This is a genomic window from Rhizobium sp. LjRoot98 (assembly GCF_964252935.1).
GTDB lineage: Bacteria > Pseudomonadota > Alphaproteobacteria > Rhizobiales > Rhizobiaceae > Pararhizobium.
Genome location: NZ_CAXUPW020000008.1, coordinates 196,093 through 218,427, shown reverse-complemented (window position 1 = coordinate 218,427; position 22,335 = coordinate 196,093). Strand labels below are relative to the sequence as shown.

General features: G+C 60.6%; 17 protein-coding genes and 1 pseudogene. 8 read left to right on the top strand and 10 right to left on the bottom strand.

Annotation, left to right across the window (positions count from 1 at the left end; translation table 11 throughout):
• Positions 1–70 precede the first annotated feature (70 nt).
• On the bottom strand, positions 71–970 hold the full coding sequence (locus ACSQ3J_RS23120) for a LysR family transcriptional regulator (RefSeq protein WP_060502260.1): 900 nt from the start codon (positions 968–970) through the stop codon (positions 71–73).
• 122 nt (positions 971–1,092) lie between these two features.
• Between ACSQ3J_RS23120 and ACSQ3J_RS23115 the strand changes: the two genes are divergently transcribed.
• The 3 genes from ACSQ3J_RS23115 (at position 1,093) to ACSQ3J_RS23105 (ending at position 6,574) form a co-directional block, all read left to right on the top strand.
• Positions 1,093–1,833, top strand: a complete 741-nt coding sequence (locus ACSQ3J_RS23115; RefSeq protein ID WP_060502261.1) for an SDR family oxidoreductase — start codon at positions 1,093–1,095, stop codon at positions 1,831–1,833.
• A gap of 416 nt (positions 1,834–2,249) precedes the next feature.
• Positions 2,250–3,404, top strand: a complete 1,155-nt coding sequence (locus tag ACSQ3J_RS23110) for an efflux RND transporter periplasmic adaptor subunit (protein ID WP_060502262.1) — start codon at positions 2,250–2,252, stop codon at positions 3,402–3,404.
• Complete coding sequence (locus ACSQ3J_RS23105; protein WP_060502263.1) at positions 3,401–6,574, top strand: efflux RND transporter permease subunit; 3,174 nt, start codon at positions 3,401–3,403, stop codon at positions 6,572–6,574. The genes ACSQ3J_RS23110 and ACSQ3J_RS23105 overlap by 4 nt, the downstream gene beginning before the upstream one ends.
• 65 nt (positions 6,575–6,639) lie before the next feature.
• Here ACSQ3J_RS23105 and ACSQ3J_RS23100 read toward each other — a convergent pair.
• From ACSQ3J_RS23100 to ACSQ3J_RS23065, 8 genes and pseudogenes are all read right to left on the bottom strand, one after another.
• Positions 6,640–7,043: pseudogene (locus tag ACSQ3J_RS23100) on the bottom strand (type II toxin-antitoxin system VapC family toxin).
• Positions 7,040–7,273 (bottom strand): AbrB/MazE/SpoVT family DNA-binding domain-containing protein, encoded by a 234-nt coding sequence (locus ACSQ3J_RS23095; protein ID WP_113242576.1) that lies wholly within the window; start codon positions 7,271–7,273, stop codon positions 7,040–7,042. The pseudogene ACSQ3J_RS23100 and the gene ACSQ3J_RS23095 overlap by 4 nt, the downstream one beginning before the upstream one ends.
• 157 nt (positions 7,274–7,430) lie before the next feature.
• Positions 7,431–9,044 carry a 5-guanidino-2-oxopentanoate decarboxylase gene (locus tag ACSQ3J_RS23090; RefSeq protein ID WP_436040422.1) on the bottom strand — a complete coding sequence of 538 codons (1,614 nt, stop codon included), beginning with the start codon at positions 9,042–9,044 and terminating at the stop codon, positions 7,431–7,433.
• Positions 9,045–9,120: 76 nt separating this feature from the next.
• Entirely contained in the window at positions 9,121–9,927 is an 807-nt protein-coding gene (locus ACSQ3J_RS23085) for an ABC transporter permease (protein ID WP_060502267.1), read from the bottom strand.
• 4 nt (positions 9,928–9,931) lie between these two features.
• Positions 9,932–10,759, bottom strand: a complete 828-nt coding sequence (locus ACSQ3J_RS23080) for an ABC transporter permease (protein WP_060502268.1) — start codon at positions 10,757–10,759, stop codon at positions 9,932–9,934.
• A gap of 171 nt (positions 10,760–10,930) precedes the next feature.
• Positions 10,931–12,010 carry an ABC transporter substrate-binding protein gene (locus tag ACSQ3J_RS23075; protein WP_060502269.1) on the bottom strand — a complete coding sequence of 360 codons (1,080 nt, stop codon included), beginning with the start codon at positions 12,008–12,010 and terminating at the stop codon, positions 10,931–10,933.
• A 67-nt stretch (positions 12,011–12,077) separates the two neighbouring features.
• Positions 12,078–13,151: an ABC transporter ATP-binding protein gene (locus ACSQ3J_RS23070; protein WP_436040419.1), complete on the bottom strand. Its 1,074-nt coding sequence runs from the start codon at positions 13,149–13,151 to the stop codon at positions 12,078–12,080.
• Positions 13,152–13,270: 119 nt separating this feature from the next.
• Entirely contained in the window at positions 13,271–14,167 is an 897-nt protein-coding gene (locus tag ACSQ3J_RS23065; RefSeq protein ID WP_037110273.1) for a LysR substrate-binding domain-containing protein, read from the bottom strand.
• Positions 14,168–14,326: 159 nt separating this feature from the next.
• Between ACSQ3J_RS23065 and ACSQ3J_RS23060 the strand changes: the two genes are divergently transcribed.
• From ACSQ3J_RS23060 to ggt, 5 genes are all read left to right on the top strand, one after another.
• The gene (locus ACSQ3J_RS23060; RefSeq protein ID WP_436040417.1) at positions 14,327–15,913 is read left to right on the top strand and encodes an amidohydrolase; all 1,587 of its coding nucleotides are present in this window, start codon (positions 14,327–14,329) and stop codon (positions 15,911–15,913) included.
• Between the two features lies 1 nt (position 15,914).
• The gene (locus tag ACSQ3J_RS23055; protein ID WP_060502271.1) at positions 15,915–16,832 is read left to right on the top strand and encodes a dimethylarginine dimethylaminohydrolase family protein; all 918 of its coding nucleotides are present in this window, start codon (positions 15,915–15,917) and stop codon (positions 16,830–16,832) included.
• A 275-nt stretch (positions 16,833–17,107) separates the two neighbouring features.
• Positions 17,108–18,283: an alpha-hydroxy acid oxidase gene (locus tag ACSQ3J_RS23050; RefSeq protein ID WP_082511972.1), complete on the top strand. Its 1,176-nt coding sequence runs from the start codon at positions 17,108–17,110 to the stop codon at positions 18,281–18,283.
• Positions 18,280–19,659, top strand: a complete 1,380-nt coding sequence (locus ACSQ3J_RS23045) for an FAD-binding oxidoreductase (RefSeq protein ID WP_060502273.1) — start codon at positions 18,280–18,282, stop codon at positions 19,657–19,659. Before ACSQ3J_RS23050 ends, ACSQ3J_RS23045 begins: the two co-directional genes overlap by 4 nt.
• Before the next feature lie 108 nt (positions 19,660–19,767).
• Positions 19,768–21,513 carry a gamma-glutamyltransferase gene (gene ggt, locus ACSQ3J_RS23040; protein WP_060502274.1) on the top strand — a complete coding sequence of 582 codons (1,746 nt, stop codon included), beginning with the start codon at positions 19,768–19,770 and terminating at the stop codon, positions 21,511–21,513.
• Positions 21,514–21,725: 212 nt separating this feature from the next.
• Here the strand turns inward: ggt and ACSQ3J_RS23035 are convergent, their stop codons facing one another.
• Positions 21,726–22,325, bottom strand: a complete 600-nt coding sequence (locus ACSQ3J_RS23035) for an alpha/beta hydrolase (RefSeq protein WP_060502275.1) — start codon at positions 22,323–22,325, stop codon at positions 21,726–21,728.
• Positions 22,326–22,335: the final 10 nt, after the last annotated feature.

Below are 22,335 nucleotides of genomic sequence, written 5' to 3'. Positions count from 1 at the left end.
GGAAGGCCTCTGAAGTTGCCGCGGATGTGGGTAAGCCCCAACCAAAAGGCAAGGTTCAACCGCAGCCTTTTTAAATTTCGTCCTGCCGTGTGACAAATTCGCGAGACAGCCAGTCAATGAAGACACGCACCCGCGGTGACAGCTGGCGGCTGCGAGGGTAGAGTAGCGAAACCGGCGTGCGGGATGGCGGATTGTCCGGCAGGATGGCAACGAGCGTGCCGTTTCTCAGGTCCTCCTCCAGGGAATAGCGCGGGGCCTGCATGATGCCGAGCCCCAGCCGCGCCGCCGCCGCCAGCGTATCGGCACCATTGACGGATACCACCGTCGGCAAGGAAACGCTGCGGATTCCACCCGCTACCGTGAACTCCAGCGGCAGCAAGCCGCCGATGGCTGTCGACCAGAAGCCGATCATCTGGTGCCCGCCGAGATCGTCAATATTTTGCGGCAGGCCAAAGCGTGCAATATAATCCGGTGAGGCACAGGTCACCTCTTCCAGAAGCGCGACGCGCCGGGCAATCATGTCGCTATCCTGCAAATCGCCGACACGCAGCACGCAGTCGATCCCTTCGCGGATCAGATCGACCAGCCTGTCGCCTTCGCTCATATACATCTGGATATCGGGATATTCCTTCAGGAAGGCCGGCAATCCAGGCAAAACGAAATGCCGCGCCAGCTTGCCGTGCACATCGACACGCAACAGCCCCTTCGGCTTTGCCCCGGCAAAGGCACTTTCAGCATCCTCAATATCGGACAGAATGGTCAGGCAACGACGATAATAGGCCTCGCCATCGAGCGTCGGGCTGACATGCCGGGTCGTGCGCTGGAGCAGGCGCACACCCAACCGAGCTTCCAGCTGCTTCACCGCATCCGTCACCGTGGAGCGGGGAAGGCCCGTGTCTTCTGCGGCCAGCGTAAAACTGCGCCTCTCCACCACGCGCGAAAACACCCGCATCGCTTCAAATCTATCCATCGGGATTGTTCGCCATTTTCGAATAGTGATACCGAATGATGGCTAATTATCCGCCGAATGAAAAGCTGCATCTTCTCCTCATCGAAATCGCGCTGCGGCGTGGTTAATCAAGGACGAAGAAAATGTCAGACAACAGCAACAAAGTGGCCATTGTCACCGGTGCTTCGCGCGGCATCGGCGCCGCTATTGCCGAGCGACTTGCCAGGGACGGTTTTAAGATCGTCATCAACTACTCCGGGGAAACCACTCCGGCCGAGGCGCTCGCCCGGAAAATTGAAGACAAAGGCGGCCGCGCGCTCACCGCAAAAGCCGATGTCAGTAACACGGACGCCGTGCGTCAAATGTTCGACGCGGCGGAAGCCGCCTTCGGTGGCATCGACATCCTCGTCAACAACGCCGGTATCATGATGCTCTCGTCGCTCGCGGAAAGCACCGACGCTCTGTTCGACCGCCAGATCGCCGTCAACCTGAGGGGTACCTTCAACACGCTGAGAGAAGCTGCAAGGCGCCTGCGCGACGGTGGCAGGATCGTCAATTTCTCGACCAGCGTCGTCGGCCTGAAGCTCGAAAACTACGGCATCTACGCTGCCACCAAGGCCGCCGTCGAAACGCTGACCGCAATCCTGTCGAAAGAACTGCGTGGCCGCTCCATCACCGTCAACGCAGTGGCACCCGGCCCAACGGCCACAGACCTCTTCCTCAACGGCAAGAGCAATGAATTGATCGCCCGTATGGCCAGGATGAACCCGCTTGAGCGCCTCGGCACGCCACAAGACATCGCCTCCGCCGTCGCCTTCCTCGCCGGCCCGGACGGCTCCTGGATCAACGGTCAGGTGCTGCGCGCCAATGGCGGCATGATCTGAGTCGTCATGGCCGGCAATCTTCTACCCGGCATCCAGCCTTTCACCAGCTTGGTTATGAGCCTGCCCGGCGATAAATCATGCTGGCGAACTGAAGGAAATTCTTAAATGCCATGCGCAGACCGGATCAGGCCATTTCCGTGGTGACACGATATCCGAATGATGTAAGTTGAGGATGAAGATGGCATTGCCTGTTTGATATAGCCGCGGCTTCAAAAGCTGGCGGCGGCGAGCGGAAGAAGCATCTACCGACTTGAAATATCTGCTGATTTTGAACGAACCGCGACTTGGTCATGCCCGTGCCCAGACTGCCCGAAATCACGTGAAGTCCGGCAAGACAGACCACTGAAAAACGCCAATAACTGCCCCGCGCAACCGCGCGGAATAATGTGTTTCATGCGCTTCAGAGGGACTTACACATGCTACGACACTGGCTTGTTCCGGCGATACTCACCGTCTCTTCAGCTCTCTATACCGTCCCTTCACTGGCACAAGAACAACCTAAAGCCGCAGTCACCGTAGCCAAGCCCGTTGTCCGCGATGTCGTCGACAGCGACGAGTTCATCGGCCGCTTCGAGGCCGTCGATGAAGTGACGCTACGCTCGCGGGTCGGCGGTTATCTCGATCAGGTGAATTTCAAGGATGGCGCGATGGTGAAGAAGGGTGATCCGCTCTTTGTCATCGACCAACGCCCCTTCCAGACAGCGCTGGACGTCGCAAACTCCTCGCTGGAGGTCGCGAAATCCACCCTCACTTTCGCAGAGGCTGAATTCACCCGAACCGAAGGGCTGGTCCAGAAAGGCACTCTGTCGATATCGACCCTTGACGACCGCCGCCGGGAATTGCAGTCCGGACAAGCCAATCTGCGTGGCGCAGAGGCGAGCCTTGCACGCGCCAAGCTCGATATGGAGTACACGACCATCGTCGCGCCGCTCAGCGGCCGGATCGACCGCCGGCTGATCTCGATCGGCAACTTGGTGCAGGCTGACCAAACCGCGCTGACGACGATCGTTTCGCTCGACCCCATTGACTTCTACTTCGATGTCGACGAGCGGCGGGTGCTCAATTATGCGCGGCAGGCGCGCGAACACGGAAGCAACCTGCAGGAGGGCGGCGGCTCGCTGGATGTCCTCGTGACCATCGCCGATAGCACCGAGAAACCCTTCAAGGGCAAACTTGATTTCGCGGAAAACCGTGTTGACCAGGAAACTGGCACGATGCGCGTGCGCGCCCGCTTCGACAATCCGAATTTCGTCCTGCAGCCCGGCCTGTTCGGCCGCGTCCAGGTGAGTGCTTCCAATACCTACAAGGGCATTCTCGTCCCCGACGAGGCAATCGGCGCCGATCAGGACCAGCGCGTCGTCTATGTGGTTGCCGAGGATGGCAGCTTCACGACCAAACCGGTTCGCCTTGGGCCAAGGCTCTATGGTTATCGCGTCATTCGCGAAGGCCTGACGGGCGATGAAACACTGGTCGTCAACGGCCTGACACGGCTGCGTCCCGGCGTTATCGTCGATCCCAAGCTGGTTGTGTTGCCGCCCGAAGCCGCCGCGACGACGGAGAACGGTCAATGAGATTTGCCCATTTCTTCGTGGACAGGCCGATCTTCGCATCGGTCCTGTCGATTGTGCTCCTGATTGTCGGTGGCATTGCCTATTTCCAGCTGCCGATCGCCCAATATCCGGAGATCGCCCCGCCAACCATCGTCATCCGCACCGCTTATCCGGGCGCCGATGCCGAGACCATCGCCGATACGGTGTCCACGCCGCTTGAACAGGAAATCAACGGCGTCGAGGACATGCTCTATATGTCTTCCTATTCCACCGCCGATGGATCGATGGCGCTGACCGTAACGTTCAAACTCGGCACAGACCTCGACAAGGCTCAAGTGCTCGTCCAGAATCGCGTGTCGATCGCCGAACCTCGCCTGCCGGAGGAGGTTCGCCGCATCGGCATCACAACAGCGAAGAGTTCGCCCGACCTGATGATGGTCGTCCACCTGCTCTCACCGAACGATCGCTACGATCAACTTTACGTCTCCAACTACGCCCGCAGCCGCGCCCGCGATCAGCTGGTCCGGCTGGAGGGGGTCGGTGACGTCATCCTGTTCGGCGAGCGCGAATATGCGCTGCGCATCTGGCTCGACCCTGAAAAACTTGCCTCCTACGGCATGACGTCAGGCGATGTGGTGCAATCGTTGCGCGACCAGAACGTCCAGGTCTCCGGCGGCTCGATCGGCGGACCACCGAACGCGGGGACCAACGCCTTCCAGTACACCGTGACGACCCAGGGCCGTTTCAACGACCCCCGCCAATTCCGCTACGTCATCGTCAAATCGACGGCAAATGGACGGCTTGTTACACTGCAGGACGTTGCCCGTATCGAACTCGGCGCCAAGGACTATGTCACCAATAGTTATCTCAACGGCAAGGCCGCTGTGGCTATGGGTATCTTTTCGCGGCCTGGCACCAATGCTCTTGAAGCCGCAGAACAGATCAAGGCCACAATGGAAAACCTGAAGAAGGATTTCCCGCCTGGGCTTGAATACACCATCGTCTACAACCCGACGGAATTTATCTCGGAATCCATCAACGAGGTCTACAAGACCATCCTCGAAGCAGCCATACTGGTTGCGATCGTGGTGCTTGTCTTCCTGCAATCCTGGCGCACCGCACTGATCCCGATTATCGCCATTCCGGTGTCGCTGATTGGCTGCTTTGCCTTCCTGCTCGCCTTTGGCTTCTCGTTGAATATGCTGACCCTGTTCGGGCTGGTTCTGGCGATCGGCATCGTGGTCGATGATGCGATCGTCGTGGTCGAGAACGTCGAACGAAATCTGGCCAAGGGCATGACGCCGAAACAGGCGGCACATGTGACGATGGACGAGGTCGGTACGGCTGTTATCGCTATCTCGTTGGTGTTGATCGCCGTCTTCGTGCCGACAGCCTTCATCCCTGGCATTTCCGGCCAGTTCTACTTGCAGTTCGCCGTGACGATCTCCGTGGCGACGGCAATTTCGGCGCTGAACTCCCTGACTTTGTCACCCGCGCTCGCGGCCCTGATCCTGCGCCCGCACCAGGAGCACCACGAGACCCGCAATCCATTTACGCGCGTTGCAAGGGGCCTTGCCAACGGCTTCAACAGCGGCTTCGACAAGATGACTCACGGCTACTCCTGGGTCGTGCATCATCTGGTGTCGACCAAGGTGGCGCTTGGAGCCAGCCTGCTGGTTTTCTTCGGCCTGCTGGCAGGCACATGGTATATGGCGCAGATCGTGCCGCGCGGCTTCGTGCCGACCATGGACCAGGGCTATGCAATCGTCGTCGTGCAGTTGCCCGATGGCGCCTCGCTTTCACGCACTGACGCCGTCGTCCAAAAGGCAACCGAGCTGATCCGCAAGGTGCCAGGCATCAGCGGCGCCGTCTCTTTTGCCGGTTTCAACGGGGCGACGTTTACCAATGCCTCGAATTCCGGCGTCATTTTCACACCGTTCGCGCCTTTCGAGGAGCGTCTGAAGCATGGCCAAAGCGCCAACCAGATCATCGGCCAGCTCTACGGCACGATGCAGGAGATCCAGGAGGCCTTCATCATTGCCGTGCCGCCACCGTCAATCCGCGGCATCGGCAATTCCGGCGGCTTCAAGATGCAGATCGTCGACCGGGAAAGCTCCGACATGCGCCGGGCTTTGGGTCTTGCTTATCAGATGATGGGCGCCGCCAACCAGACGGAGGGCCTGACCGGCGTCTTCACCACCTTCTCCGCCTCCAGCCCGCAATATTTCCTGGCAATCGACCGCGACAAGGCGCGGGCACTGAGTGTACCTATCCCCAATATCTTCGAAACGCTGTCGATCAACCTCGGCACATCCTACGTCAACGACTTCAATGCCTTCGGCCGCGTCTACCAAGTACGGGCGCAGGCCGACCAGCAGTACCGCCTGGAGCGGGAAGATATTCTCGATCTGAAGGTACGTTCCGCCACCGGCGCACTGGTGCCGCTTGGAACGTTGGTCGATATCCGCGACACCACCGGCCCCTCGCTCGTCCAGCGCTACAACATGTACGTGTCGGTCCCGATCCAGGGTAATCCCGCTCCCGGCGTCTCGACCGGCACCGCGCTCGACAAGATGGAAGACCTCGCGGCAAAGATCCTGCCGCCGGGTACCTCGTTCGAATGGACGGACCTTGCCTTCCAGGAACGCAATACCGGCAATACCGCGATCTTCATCTTCGCGCTTTCGGTGATCTTCGTGTTCCTGGCGCTGTCGGCTCAGTATGAAAGCTGGATTCTGCCCTTGGCGATCATCCTCGTCGTGCCGATGGCGGTGCTCGCCGCACTGATCGGGGTGCATCTCAGAGGGCAGGACAACAACATCCTGACCCAGATCGGACTGATTGTTCTCATCGGCCTTGCGGCGAAGAACGCCATCCTGATCGTCGAGTTCGCCCGGCAAGCGCAGGATGATGGCATGAACCCGGTCAATGCCGCCATTGAGGCCAGCCGCCTGCGCCTGCGGCCAATCCTGATGACCGCCTTCGCCTTCATCCTCGGTGTCGTGCCGCTGATGATCGCCACCGGCCCGGGTGCCGAAATGCGCCAATCGCTCGGCACCGCCGTGTTCTCCGGCATGCTCGGGGTAACATTCCTCGGCCTGTTCCTGACTCCGGTCTTTTACGTCGCGCTCAGGTCCTTTGGGTACAAGCCAAAGGAAAAACCGATCCCGCCGGAATCAGGAATGATTTGACGACTAAGGAGCCGGGCAGGAATGTCCGGCCCTTTCGTCTTTGGCGGGATGGCGTAGCGTCGCGCCTACCGGTCCGGTGCGATCAACGTTACAGTCGGGAAATACGTCCGGTACCGCGCCGTATCCCTGGTCAGAAGACCCAGCTTCTCGACAGCCGCATGCGCGCCGATGAAGAAATCCGGCAGCACACCGGCGCGCGACCCACCAGCCTTGCGGTATTTCTGAAAGACCTTGCCTGCCAGAAACAAGCCCGCGCGCGGCATGGCGGCCATCTCGATCCGGCCTCGGCAAGAAATGCCTCCAACCGCTCGATCCGTTCATAGCGCACCGCCAGTTCGGCGTAGACGACGTCGTTGATGAGGAGCGGGCCGCGCAAGGCGGCGGCTTCCAGCTGTTCGATCGACCAGTCCGACCAGTTCGGATCGTCGGTCACCACATCAAGCAGGACATTGGTATCGACCAGCGTCACTCGTCACCGCGCGTCAGCGCCATGATGGCATCGGTGCTCAAGCCCTTGCCGGCATGGCCACGCAGCTTGCTGAAACGGCTTGCGGGACGCTTTTCGTCGGCGCGGGTCAAAACCACACTGCCATCGGCAGCGCGCTGAAAATCCACCCGCGTTCCCGGCACGATACCGAGAAAATCCCGCACCGGCTTCGGAATGGTCACCTGCCCCTTCGTCGTCACTGTCGCGCTCATCTCAACCTCGGTAAGGAATATTTTTACAAAGGTATTACATCGGCCGGCCGACTTCAAGATAGCTGGCGCGCAACGTCATCACGACCAAGCACAGGCGACGCGTGGCCGACGGTCGAGAGCCACGGTCCTACGTCCGGCCGCAGCACCTATCGGCTAATCAGCGTCTGCCACTTGCCGCCTGAGCTCGAACGGCATCGCCAAAGACCAGCATCGTCGGAATACTGCGCGCCTGCGCCGCCTCCAGCGCCGGTTTCAAGGCTTCGAAGCTGTCTAATCGCTCCGCGTGCCAGCCATAGGCGCGGCCAATGGCGATGAAATCCGGCGTATGCAGATCAACCCCGAGCGGCGGAATGTTCTTGGCGACCATATAGGACTTGATCTCGCCGTAGCCGCCATTGTCGTGCAGCATCAGGATGACGGGCGCCTTTGCCTCCATTGCCGAGGCAAGCTCGGCCAGTGAAAATTGCAGCCCGCCATCTCCCGCCAGCACCACAACGGGACGTTCCGGCTGACCGATCTTGGCGCCGATGCCCGCTGGAAGGCCATAGCCAAGTGTGCCGTAACCGGTTGCAGAATTAAAGTAAGAGCCAGGCGAGGCTGCCTCATAAGCGGTGTTTCCGGCATAGACGAGCTGCGTCGAATCCCCGGCGATCAGCACGTCCGGCAAGGTATCGCGGACCGTCTCAAGAATGATCAGATCATCAAGCATGGCGGCGGGAACATCGCGATGAACAAGCGTTTCGACCTCCGCAGCCCGAGCAGCCCCCTCCCGCGACCCCGCCGAGACCAGATCCAACAAGGTCGCCGCGCATGCCGCCGCATCTCCGACAATGCCGACCTCGGGCGCCCGTGTCCGCATCAACTGGGCCGGATCTATATCGACACGAACGAAGGTACCAGGAATGGAAAAGAATCCGTCCTCATAAAAATCGTAATCGGTCGGTCCGAGTTCGGTACCTATGCCGAACACCACATCGGCACTCTCGATCAGCGCCCGGGTGGCCGGCAGGCTGGCCGAAAGATTGACCGCCAGTGTATGCCCCGGTGGCAGGATGCCCCGGCCATTGGTGGTCATCACGACAGGCGCATCGAGCTTTTCCGAGAGCGCCCGGATCTGTGCCGCCGCACCGATGGCCCCGCCGCCCACCAGAATGACCGGAGCCTTGGCCCTATTCAGCAGCGCCGCTGCCGCGTTCAACGCATTTGCGTCTCCAGCCGGTCGCGCCAAGCGAACAGGCTTTTCCGGCACGGCTAAATGATCCGCCGGAGCCAGCATGACATTGATTGGCAGTTCGATATGCACCGGCCGCGGCCGGGCACTGTCGAAGATGGCGAAGGCCCGCGCCAAGGCTGGAGCTAGATCCTCCGGCCGGTTGACGGTGCAACTGAAGGCAGAAACACCGCTCACCAGCGCTTGCTGGTTCGGCAGTTCATGCAGCCACCCCTCGCCCGAGCCCATCCGGCCATGGGCGTTGACGGTCGAAATCACCAGCATCGGAATGCTGTCGCCATAGGCCTGCCCCATCGCAGTGACGATGTTGGTCATGCCCGGCCCGGTAATGATGAAGCACACACCCGGCTTGCCTGTCGCCCGCGCATAGCCATCGGCCATGAAACCCGCCCCCTGCTCGTGGCGCGGGGTCACATGCCGAATCTCGCTGCCCGCCAGCCCGCGATATAGCTCGACCGTGTGCACCCCCGGAATGCCGAAGACGGTATCGACGCCATAGGATGTCAGCAGTTTCGTCAGGTACATGCCGGTGCTGATCATGCGGGTATTCCTCGTCTCATCTACTGTTATACGATTGTATAATTCATCGGTGCCTACCATCCGGGAATGATCAGCCTCAGGTCTTCCGGGAAAACTTATGGGTGAAGGCGGTCTTCGCCAGAATGACCGCGATGACGATGACAATCAGGATCACCGAAATCGCCGCGATGGCCGGATCGATATTGTCGCGCAACCCCATCCACATCATCCGCGGCAGGGTGACCGCATCGACGCTGGTGATGAACAGCGTTACGCCGATTTCTTCCCAGGAAAGCACGAAGGACAGGAAGAAGGCGGTGAAGATGCCAAACTTGATGTTCGGCAGGATGACCTTGAACACCCGCTGGCTGACGGAAGCGCCAAAACCCCGCGCCGCTAGATCGATCCGCCGGTCCACCTGTGCCAATGCCACGGTGATCATTACCACCGCGAACGGTGCAATCATCACCGCATGGGCGACGGCGACGCCAACCCACGTGTCATAGGCAACGATATCGTTGACCTTGGAAAGCGTCGTCAGGAAGAAATACAGCGTGATGGCCGAAACGACCGGCGGCGCGACCATCGGCAAAAGCACGAAGCCGAACAGCAGGCTGCCGAACCACGGCCGGAACATCCAGATGCCGAGGCTGAACATCAGCGCCAAAAGCGTCGCGATTACCGAACTGAGGATGCCGATACGCAGGCTGAGCCAGATGCTCTGCAGCCAGGCCGGGTTGTCGAGGAGGGCCTGATAGTGCCTGAGCGACCAGACATTAGTCGGCATCGACAGGAAGCGCGCCGGGGTGAATGACACCGGCACGACGGCGATCAGCGGCAGAAGCAGGAACAGAGCCACCACAAAGGCGAAGAAAATGGCAATCGGCGTGGGTCTCATCGACATCGGCTCAACCCAGCATCTTATTGGGCCGCACCAGCCGCAGCATCAGGATCAGGAGCGCTCCGACAATCAACATCAGGATGACGCTGATGGCGGCTCCCAGGCCCCAGTCCGGGCTCTGGAACAGGCGCAGATAGATCAGCTCAGCGATCATGACGCTGCGGCCACCACCGAGGATCGCCGGAGTGATGAAAAAACCGAGCGCAAAGACGAAAACCATCAGCCCGGCCCCGAGAATGCCCGGCATTGTCATCGGCACGAAGATCGACCAGAAAATGCGCAGCCGCGATGCGCCCATACCGCGGGCCGCTAGAAAGACGCGCTCATCAAGGCTGCGCATCGCCGAGGCGATCGGAAAGACCGCAAATGGAATAAGGAAATGCATCATGCCGAGCACGACGCCGAATTCATTACGCACCATGGTCAGCGGCTCGGAAATGATGCCGGTCGCTTGCAGCCAGGTATTGATCAGCCCGCGATTGGACAGAAGCGCCACCCAGCCGAATGCGCGGGTCAGCACCGAAATCCAGAAAGGAATGAGGATACAGAGTTCCGTCACCAGCCGTTGCGCTGGCGTGCCACGCACCCAGACATAGGCAATCGCATAGGCGGCCGCGACGGCGCAGATGGTGACGATCAGGCAGATGCGGAAGGTCCGGAAAAACACGGACTGGATCAGCGGATCGGTCACCGCCTTGCCATATTGCCCGAAGCCAGGCTCTGGCAGCGTGACGCTCCACTGCATGACGCCGAGAAAGGGCACGAGATAGGCAAAGCCGAGAAACAAAACGAGGGGGCCAAGCAGGAGCGCCGGTTTCAGTCTATCGGATTTCATGGCGGCTCCTTTCCGGTGCGCGATCAAATGTTTCCGGCAAAAGGTTACAGCGGGTTCGGAGCGATCCCTCCCCCTTGTGGGGAGGGTGGCCCGCAGGGCCGGGAGGGGTTTTGCCGCTGAAAAGGAATCCCCTCCCCAACCCTCCCCACAAGGGGGAGGGAGCTGTCCGAACTACGCCGAAATGATCTTCGTATATTCATCCAGCGCCGGGCCGTAATGGGTCTCGTACCAGCTCATATCGAGTGCGATCTGCTTGGACATGTTGGCCGGATCGACGGGGCTGAGACGCGCCTGTTCCGGCGAGAGCAGGCTGTCGGCCGCCGGGTTTGCCGGGCCCTGGCCAAGCATCTCGAACATGATCACCTGCTTCTTCGGGTCCTGCGCCGAAGCGATGAACTTCATGGCGTTGTCCTTGCCGCCGGGATTGCCCTTGATCACGCCCATGGCGCCGGGCGAAATCAGTCCTTGATCCCAGACAAACTTGATCGAACCACCGGAATCCTTTTCGATCAGCCCGGCGCGGGTCGACCAGATCAGCGCCATTGAGGCTTCCCCATTCAGAAGCACCGACTGGCTTTCGGCGCCGCCGCCCCAATAGGAAACGACATTGTCCTTGAAGGCAGCAAGCTTCTTGTGGGCGCGTTCGAGGTCCAGAGGATAGAGTTTTGCTGGCTCGACACCATCCGCGAGAAGCGCTGCTTCCCACATGCCCGCCCCCCATTTATAGAGCGAACGCTTGCCGGGGAACTTTTCGACATCGAAGAAGTCGGCCATGCCGGTCGGCACCTTGTCACCGAATTTCGAAGCGTCATAGGCGATGATATAGGAGAAGAAATAGGACGAGGCGGAGTATTCCCAGCCAAAGCCCTCACGCATCTTCGTCTTATCGACGATCGCATAGTCGATCGGCTCCATCATGCCCTTTTTGCCGAGCGCCTCTGCTGAGAAGGGGTCGATATCGACGATATCCCAGGCAGGCTTGCCGCTTGAGAATTGCGCCGCGACAGCACCTTCCGTCGGGCCGGAGCCGTCCTGCTTCACCGTGATGCCGGCTTCTTCCTTGAAGGGCGCGCCATAGGCCTTGTCATAGGCGGGGCCTGCATCGCCGCCCCAGTTGACGAAGACCAGTTCGCCTTCCGCTGCCCAGCCGCGCGTTGCGCCAAGCGCGATCGGGCTGACCGATAGAAACAACGCCGCCAGCTGGGTGAATCTGCGGCGGGACATGCCGCCATTGGCCAATATTTCGCTCATGCCGTTCTCCTCTGGTTTTTGCGGCGCGCCTTTATCGGCGTCGCTCGTGTCACGCACTACAAAGCACTTACAGAAAGAAACCCTGATTGGTTGGCCAACCGGCCCAGACCTGCCGTCCCGGCTGGAAAGCGCTCTTCACCTCCCGCGTCGGCATTTGCAAAACGAGATCGATGCCACCCGGCGTCTTCAGGCCAAAGCGGGTTTCGGCGCCGAGATAGGTGATCTCGCCAATCTCCGCCTTCAGCATGTTTCCTTCTGCCGGAGCCTGCTCGAACATCACCATATGCTCTGGCCGGATGGCGAAATGTTCGCTGACAGACTGGCCGGGCGCACAGATCCGCATCGGATGCCCCTCAAACAGTCCCTCTGCACCATCAGACGTTGGCTTGACCGAGGATAGCGACAGGAAATTCACGTCACCGAGAAACTCCGCGACAAACCGGTTGGCCGGACGTTCATAAACATCCTTCGGCGTGCCGATCTGCTGCAGCTGTCCCTGATTGAAAATGCCAATACGAGTCGAGAGCGCCAAGGCCTCAGACTGGTCATGGGTAACGAACACGAAGGTGGTACCCGTCTCTTGATGCAGCCGCCGGACTTCTTCCTGCATCGAGGAGCGCAGGTTCTTGTCGAGTGCCGAAAACGGCTCATCGAGCAGAAGCACGGAGGGTTCGAATACCAGGGCGCGCGCCAGGGCAACACGCTGCTGCTGGCCGCCGGACAGGCCCGCCGGCCGCTTCTTCTCATGCCCGCGAAGGCCGACGCGATCGATGATCCGATCGACGCTGCGCTTGATATCGGCGTCGGCCCGGCGCTGCACCTGCAACGGAAAGGCGATGTTCTGTTCGACCGTCATGTGCGGAAACAGCGCGTACCCCTGGAAGACCATGCCGAAGGCACGCTTCTCGGCTGGTACGGCTGTGATATCGGCGCCGTTCTTGCGCAGGGTTCCGGATGTCGGCGTCTCGAAGCCGGCCAGGATCATCAGGAAGGTGCTCTTGCCGGAGCCGGAGGGGCCAAGGAGCGTGAGGAATTCACCGGAGCCGATGGTCAGCGAAATATCGCGCAAGGCATGGAAATCACCATAGGCCTTGCCTATCCCGTTCGCTGTGATTTCGGCCGCCTCGTGTCCGCTTTGCATAGACGCTCCTTTTCCAACACCGAAATCGTATGGGCGTTTTAGCAACAGGACAAACGAAATCTTTTCCCCGCTTGGACAAATATAATTTGCCAAAAGCCGCCTGATCCATGGGCGGAGACCTAGGCATCTGCGTCATTTTTAAGCATCTCGGAGCGCAGCCACGAACTGAACGCCACGACGGCCTGATTGTCGGCCTTGGCCTCCGATGTGACCAGATAATAGGAGCGGCTGGAATTGATGCTGATATCGAATGGCTGCACCAATTGGCCACTGTTCATCGCGTGGCGGCAGGTAAAACGGTCGCCGACCGCAACGCCCTGCCCCGACAGTGTCGCGGCGAAAACCAGGTTCATGTCGGAGAAGACAATGCCGGTCGACGCATAGCTCTGATCGACCCCCGCCAGCGCCAGCCAGGTCTCCCAATCCTCGTAATCCGTGAGGTGCAGCAGGCACATCTTCTTGATGTCGTTCGGGCCATTGAGACCACCGATCTTGTTCAGCAAAGCCGGACTGCAGAGCGGCGCAAACTCCACTTCGATGATCAGCTCCACCTGCATCGACGGCCAGTTTCCCGTGCCGAACGCGATGAACACATCGACATCGGGATTGCTGATATCGTCCAGCCGGCGCGGTGTAACGATGGAAATCCGCACATCGGGATAGGCATCGCGAAAGTGGGAAATGTAATTGCACAACCAGTTAGAGGCGAAACCCGGTGGACAACTGACAGTGATCGAACCACTGACGCCGCGACTGGCGTGGCGTGAAGCAGACCCCGCAATGGCGTTCAGCGCCTGCCTGATATCGGCGGCATAGCCGAGCCCCTGCTCCGTCAGTTCGATACGCGTGCCGACCCGGTTGAAAATCTGAAAGCCCAGCTCACGCTCCAGCAAGCGCAGCTGGTGGCTGATGGCGCTGCGCGTCAGGTTCAGCTCGTCGGCCGCTTTCCACACAGTGCCGTGCCGCGCGAAGCTTTCGAGCGCACGCAAAGCCTGTGTCGATGGAATTCTCTGCATCGGCGTCCTCCTGATCAGAGTGAAAAGCTAGTCCGGTTTTTGAGCATTGGCGAACTTAATTTGTCGAAGGCGGGAAAACATTTCACTTTTTCAAAAGTCGGATCGGCGCTTAACTCACCGTAGTACCTCAGCCGATCCCTCCAGCGAAACGAAGCCGCTGTGCCGATATCTGCCGCCCAGTCATTTGCGTTGACCTATCTCGAGACCATCCGGGCCGAATTGTCAGATTGGACTGCCCAAATCTTCTCGTTTGGTGAAACCGCCTGGCGCGAATATGAATCCGCCGACTGGTATGTCGATCTGCTGCGCAAACAGGGCTTTTCCGTCGAGGAAGGTTCAGCCGGAATGCCGACGGCCTTTTGTGCCGAATGGAGCAACGGTCCCGGTCCCATGATCGGCATGTATGCGGAATACGACGCTGTCCCCGGCAATTGCCAGGCCGCGACGACCAAAAAAGAGCCACGCGGCGGCCTGAGCTTCGAGGCTGGCGGCCATACCGATCCGCATTCGGCGCTCGGCATCGGTTCGCTCGGCGGCCTGCTCGCCACCAAGGCGGCGATGCAACGGCACGGCATCAAGGGTACGCTACGCTTCACCGGTGAACCCGCGGAAAAAGTGCGCGGTTCCAAGCCGATCCACGCGGCCAAGGGCTACTATGACGGCCTGGACGGCATGTTTTCCTTCCATCCGTTCTATATGCTGCCAATGTGCAATACCGTGCGTTGGGACACGCACTGCGGCGCCGCCTATTCGATGATCTACCGCTTCATCTGCGACCAACCGGAAGCCTGGGGCCGCAGCGACGATGCGCCAATCCCGCAGTCCCATTCCGCCGTGCGTGCACCCGGCGCCAACGATGCGCTAATGACGATGTATATGGCTTCCAAGGCCCTGCGCGATTCAATGCTCACCCATCAGGGCGGCTGGTCGATCAGCGAGGCAATCCTGACGGCAGGCCAGGCGACCGCCGACAATCTCCCTGCCGGCCTTGCCGAGATCCAGTACATGATCCGCGTGCCGACCATCGCCATGGCCGAACAGGTGACGTCGGTCCTGGACCGCAATGCGGCTGCGGCCGCCGCCATGACCGGCTGCCGGTATGAACGCCACTGGGTCTCGAAATCCCGGCCTGGTCTTGCAAACCACGCTATGGCCAATCTCGTTTGGGATGCCTTGCAAACCGCCGGTCCGCCACGTTGGGATGAGGCAGCAAGGACCGTCGGCCGCGAAATCCAGGCCAATCTTGGCGTCGAAGCGATGGCCCAGCCGTTCATCGACGAAATGGAAAAACTGATTTCACCGCAGGACGCCGAAGCCATCCTGCGCCGCGACCTCGCCCCTTCGCAGCTGAATTCCACCTCCGACGATTACACCGATATGAGCTGGCACGCCCCGACCGCCCGCTTCTACATCGCACGCCCGGCGCTGAAAGCGCCATCCGGCTACACCTATCCCGTCTGGGTCTCCAATGCGCTCGGCGGCATTCCCGCCACGATCGACCCGACGGTCCTTTGCGCGGCCAAGACCCTTTCCCTGTCGGCCATCCGGCTTCTGGAAGACGAGACGGTTCGCGCCGCTGCCAAGACCGAGTTCAATGAGCGCACTGGCGGCGGCATTGGCGGATCGAAATGGATCCCGCCCCTTTGTGACTACGCACCCCCCATCCATTTCCGCTGGCCCGAATATGTGACCACCGCCCGCGGCCGCGACTGGTGGATCCCCAAACCCGCAACCCCGGAGGCATGACATGCAGTTCAACGAACCCTTTTCGCTTCAGCGCCGTAACCCGAAGGGTGGAACCGCGCCCCTCACCCGCTGGGGCTTCAAGAACGAAACCGATCCGTTGACCGACGTGCTGCTCGGATCGCCGGCGCATCTGCGGCATCTCTCCACCAGCTCGCTGTCGCGCAAACACCTGCGCGAGGCACCCTGCAACATCCAGGTGGCGCAATCGCAGCACAAGGAACTGGTGTCAGCCTATGAGCATTTCGGCGTGAAAATTCACTGGCACGAGCCGACGCCGGAACTGCCGATGCAGGTCTATTCACGCGATTCGAGCGTCATGACCCCCTATGGGGCCATCATCACCGCCATGGCCAACTGGTGGCGGCGCGGCGAAAACTATGCGGCCATCCGCACCTATGAAAAACTCGGCATCCCGATCTACGACATGGTGACGGCCGGCACCTTCGAAGGTGGCGACTTCAACGTCATCGAGGATGGTTGCGTGTTGATCGGTTGCGGCGGCGCCCGCACCCAGGAGGAAGGCGCCCGCCAAGTTGAAGACTGGTTCAAGAAGGAAGGCTGGGAAACGCGCCTTGCCTTCATCGACGAATACTACGTCCATATCGACCTGATGGTCGTGCCCATCGCGCCGAAACTGACGGCCGTGTGCCTTGCCTGCACGGAACCAGGCATCATCGACTGGCTGAAGGCCAAGGGCCACGAGATCATCGACGTTCCCTTCCAGGATACGATGGCGCTCGGCTGCAATTTCATGTCGCTGGGCCGCGACCGCGTTATCGCACCGACGTCATCGAAAACCCTGATCGAAAAACTGCGCGCCCGCGGCTTCGAGGTCGCTGCCATCGACATGAGTGAAATCTCCAAAACCGGTGGCGGCATTCACTGCATGGCGCAGGCTCTGGTGAGGGAAGCGGCGTAAAACCGTCGCTCGTCTCCCCATCGGGGAGAAGGGGGGCCGAAGGGACGGATGAGGGGGCGAAGCCATTCATTGACGAGTTTGCCGAACCGCCCCCTCATCGCCTCACTCCGTTCGGCACTCCCCCCCGCTGAGGAGAAGGAGAAGAGGTCCGAACCGGCCAAAATGCCAGGCGGAATTGCTCTTCTAACCGACTGACAATGGAGTTGCAGGGCTTTCTCCAGCCCCACCAAACCCGCTAAGGTTCCCGGCGATTCGAGGAGCATCCGGACCCAAGCATGACAGACCTGAACAGACGTTTTCCCTGCATTCCCGATATGGAGAAGGCCGCAGCGCGACGCATGCCGGGGTTCGTGCATGACTATCTGATCGGCGGCCTTGGCCGGGAAAGCAACGTCCGGCGCAACGTCGAAAGCTTCGACACCATCGAGTTGATGCCGCGCTATCTCTCGGAAGCCCCTTCGCCGGATCTGGGCGTCACCCTGTTCGGAAAACGTTTCGACGCGCCATTCGGCGTCGCTCCGCTGGGGCTCGCTGGCCTGCTCTGGCCCGGCTGCGAAGTGCCGCTGGCTGAAGCGGCCAAGGCCCATAATATCCCGCATGTGCTCTCTACATTTGCCAACCGTTCCATGGAAACCATCGGCCCTATTACCGGCGACAATGGCTGGTTCCAGTTCTATCCGCCAAACGATCTCGCGATGGAAGCCGACATGATCGCCCGGGCGGCGCGGTCCGGCTATCAGACGTTGGTACTCACCGTCGACATCCCCGCCCCCACCCGCCGTGAGCGCGACATCCGCAACGGCATGTCCGTGCCGCCTATCCTCGATCTGAAGACGATGTTCCAGATCGCCACGCATCCGCATTGGGCAAGCCATGTGCTGCGCCACGGCATTCCCGACTTCGAAAACCTGTCGCCCTATTATCCGAAGGGTTCGTCGTTGAAGCAGTCGGCGGAATTCGTCGGCCGTGTCATGACCGGCCACCTGGGTGCAGAGCGTGTCCGCAGCATCCGCGATGCTTGGAAAGGCAAGCTCCTGATCAAGGGCGTGCTCGATGTTTCGGAAGCGCAGGCCTATCTGGAGATGGGTGCCGACGGTCTGATCGTCTCCAATCACGGTGGCCGTCAGCTCGATGCCGCCCCCACCGCCGTCTCCGTTCTGCCCACTATCCGCCGTGCGTTGGGCCCCGATGCTTTGATCGCCGCCGATGGCGGTATCCGCTCCGGTCTCGATGTCGCCCGCCTGCTGGCGCTCGGCGCCGATTTCGTCCTGATCGGCCGCCCGTTCGTCTATGCCAGCGCCGCAATGGGCGCTCCGGGTGGCGATCATCTGATTGATATCCTCAAGGCCGAACTCTCCAGCACGATGGCCCAGCTCGGCTGCCGGACGGTTGCGGAGTTGTCGTCCTTCCTCCATGCTCCCACCCAGAATTATGGAAGACACCAGCCATGACCGTCATCGATAACCTGATCGAAGCTCTTGGCACGGATGTGGTGCTCACCGGCGATGCCATTGGCGGCCGCTACCGCAGCGATGCCAGTGGCACCGGCAAGTTCCTGCCGCTCGCCGTACTGCGTCCAGCAAGCACCGAGCAGGTCGCAGCAGCGCTCGCCATCTGCGATCGCCACCACCAGCCTGTCGTGCCGCAGGGCGGCCTGACCGGTCTTGCCGGCGGTGCCAATGCACGCTCGGGCGATATCGCGATTTCACTGGAACGCATGTCCGGTGTCGAGGATATCGATACGGCTGCCGGCACCATGACGGTTCTGGCCGGCACACCTTTGGAAGTGGCGCAACTGGTCGCCGAAACCGCCGGGTTCCTGTTGCCGATCGATCTCGGCGCCCGCGGCTCCTGCCAGATCGGCGGCAATATCTCCACCAATGCCGGCGGCATCCGCGTCATCCGCCATGGCGTCACCCGCGACAACGTGCTCGGCGTTGAGGCCGTGCTGGCTGATGGCACCGTGCTGTCGTCGCTCAACCGGATGACCAAGAACAATACAGGCTACGATCTGCGCCAGCTGTTCATCGGTTCGGAAGGCACTTTGGGGATCGTTACCCGCGCCGTGCTGCGGCTACGGCCCCTTCCCGCTGCCCGCCTGACGGCACTGTGCGCCATCGAAAATTACGACCAAGTCGTCACGTTGCTGAAATCCGCGCAACGCGGGTTGCCCGGCCTGTCAGCCTTCGAGGCGATGTGGCAAAGCTATTTCCGCTTCAATGCCGAAGCACTCAACCTGACGTTCTTCGACAGGGCCTATCCGTTTTTTGTCATCATCGAGCAGGATGTCGATGGCAGCGACGAAGACAAGGAGCGTTTCGAAACCTTCCTCGGTCAGGCCTTTGAGAATGGCCTCGTCACCGATGCGCTGGTCGCCCAGTCGGAAAAGGAAGCCCGCGCTTTCTGGTCGGTGCGCGAGGGGCACATGATGGATCAACTCCTGCCCGGCCTGATCAATCTCGACGTCAGCCTGCCGGTCGGCCAGCTCGATGCTTTCGCCGGCGATTGCGAAAAAGCCCTGCTTGCCCGCTTTCCGGCCGCCCATGTGTCGTTCTTCGGCCATGTCGGTGACAGCAATCTGCACGTAGCCATCGGCGTCGAGACCCCAAGCGAACACGACCTGCACGAAATCGACGCCATCGCCTATGATCTCGTCCGCACATACAAAGGCTCGATCTCCGCCGAACACGGTATCGGCACGCTGAAGCGCGATTTCCTCGACCATTCGCGCAGCGAAGAAGAGATCGGCGTCATGCGCCGGATCAAGGCCGCGCTCGATCCCAACGGCATCATGAATCCCGGCAAGGTCATCCCGCCACCACGATAGCAGGGAGACAGATCCGGCGATATGTGGCCTTGCAGCATAGCAAAAGCTGGCATTACCGGCTGATCTCGGCGAAGATGGCCGATCCGAAAACCGGACCGGGAGAACACCATGCTGCCTCACCCCCGTACCGGCGCGATTGCCGCGCTTATCGTTTCCATCGCCCTCTTGCCGCTGTCGCCGGTGCTCGCCGCCGCGCCCGAGCCTGTCAAGGCCGAGCATGGCATGGTTGTCACCGCCCAGCATCTCGCCTCCGAAGTCGGCGTCGAGGTGTTGAAGAAAGGCGGTAACGCCGTCGATGCGGCGGTTGCCGTCGGTTATGCGCTGGCCGTCGTCTATCCCACCGCCGGTAATATCGGCGGCGGCGGCTTCATGACCATCCGGCTGAAGGACGGCAAGACCACGTTCCTCGACTTCCGCGAACGCGCGCCGCTGGCGTCCACCAAGACCATGTATCTCGATGACAAGGGCGAGATCGTCAAAGGCGCCAGCACCGCAGGCTATCTGGCAGTCGGCGTTCCCGGCTCGGTCATGGGCTTTGAGACGGCCCGTGAAAAATACGGCACGCTGGCACGGCAGGACCTGCTGGCGCCTGCCATCCGCTTTGCCAAGGATGGCTTTGTGCTCGATCAGGGCGATGTCGCCTCGCTGCAAAATGGCGCCAAGAAACTCTCCAAGGACAAGGCGGCGGCCGCGATCTTCCTCAAGCCGGATGGAAAGACCTTTTCGATCGGCGAAACCCTGGTCCAGCCGGAACTGGCCGCAAGCCTGACCAGCATTTCGGAAAAGGGCACGGATGCCTTCTACAAGGGCGCGATTGCCGACAATATCGTCAAGGCGAGCGCTGCGTCCGGCGGCATTCTCGCAAAAACTGATTTCGAGCAATATACGGTGCGCGAACTCAAACCGGTGACCTGCAATTATCGCGGTTACGAGATCGCCTCCTCGCCACCGCCAAGTTCCGGCGGCGTCATCATCTGCGAAATCCTCAATGTGCTGGAAGGCTACCCGCTATCCTATCTCGGCTATGGTTCCGCCGAGACCGTGCATGCCATGGTCGAGGCGATGCGTCACGCCTATGTCGATCGCAACTCGGCACTCGGCGATCCGGACTTTGTCGAAAACCCCGTCGAAAAACTCACCGACAAGGCCTATGCCAAGGAAATCCGCGCCAAGATCAATCCGTTCAAGGCCGGAATTTCAAAGAACCTGATGCCGAAGGGCATGGGCGAAAGCACCGAGACGACGCATTATTCGATCATCGACCATGACGGCAACGCGGTTGCGGTCACCTATACGTTGAACGGCTCGTTTGGCGCCGGCGTCGTGGCGCCCGGAACCGGCATCCTGCTGAACAACGAGATGGACGACTTCACCTCCAAGCCGGGATCGCCCAATCTCTACGGCCTGGTCCAGGGTGAAGCCAATGCGATCGCGCCGAAGAAAACGCCGCTCTCGTCGATGAGCCCGACGGTCATTTCCAAGGATGGCAAGCCGTTCATGATCATCGGCAGCCCCGGCGGGGCGCGCATCATCACCATCACGCTGGAAGCGATCATCAACGTCATCGACCATGGCATGAGCATTCAGGAAGCCATCGACGCACCGCGCATCCATCACCAATGGCTGCCCGACAAAGTCTACATGGAGCCCTTCGCGCTGTCGTCCGATACGCTGAAGCTCCTGACCGAGATGGGCCATGATGTCGCTATCGATCCAAGTTGGACCATCTGGGGCCAGGCAGCCGGCATCCTCGTCGGGGGTAAGAATCTGGCCGAGATCGAGGAAGGCGGCGGCGCCCGCTACAATGGCGCCATGGACAGCCGTGCGGCCTCGGGGGCGGCGCGGGGATATTGAGGAGTTTCACCCTCCCCTTGCGGGGAGGGTCGGCACACAGTGCCGGGTTGGGGTGATCCAGTATGCACTTCCTCTTCTCCCCAGCCGGGAGAAGTGCCGAGTGAAACGAGGCGATGAGGGGGCTTCGGCGAAGCCGGAGCTCCATGAACATTCCTGCGTCCCCCTCATCCGGCGTTGCTTCTCCCCAGCGAGGAGAAGAGGACCAATCGCTTTCACTCCAAAAACCGCTTGATTGCCTCGACCTCGTTCGAGCGGATGTCGTGGCCGCCGGTGTGCCATTCGGTTTCCACGATCGCTTTCTGAGCCGCGAAATAGTCGGCAAGGGCCTGGGTCAATGGGGCCGGGCAGATCGGATCACGCTGGCCGGCAGTGATCAGGATCTTCTTGCCGGCCAGCGCCGCATTGTCCTTCGGCTTGAAGGGAATGAGCGGATGCAGCAGGATCGCCTTGTCAAACAGGTTCGTCTCGATCAGCAGGTTGGCGAGGATGTTGGCGCCGTTGGAAAAGCCAAGGCCGATGATCTCGGAGGCCTGGTGCTCCTGCGCCAACGCGCTGACAAACCCCGCCATCTTCCCGGTCGCCCTGGAAAGATCGTCCATGTCGTAGACACCTTCGCCGGTGCGGCGAAAGAAGCGAGCCGCCCCGTGTTCGGATACGTCGCCACGTGGCGAGACGATCGTCGCATCCGGCAGCAGGTCGCCGCCGAAGTCGAAAAACTGCCGCTCGTCGCCACCGGTTCCGTGGAAGACGAAGAAGATCGGTTTCCCGGGTGCACCGCTCTTTAGCCGGTGTACATAGCCATAATCGGTCATGATATCTCTC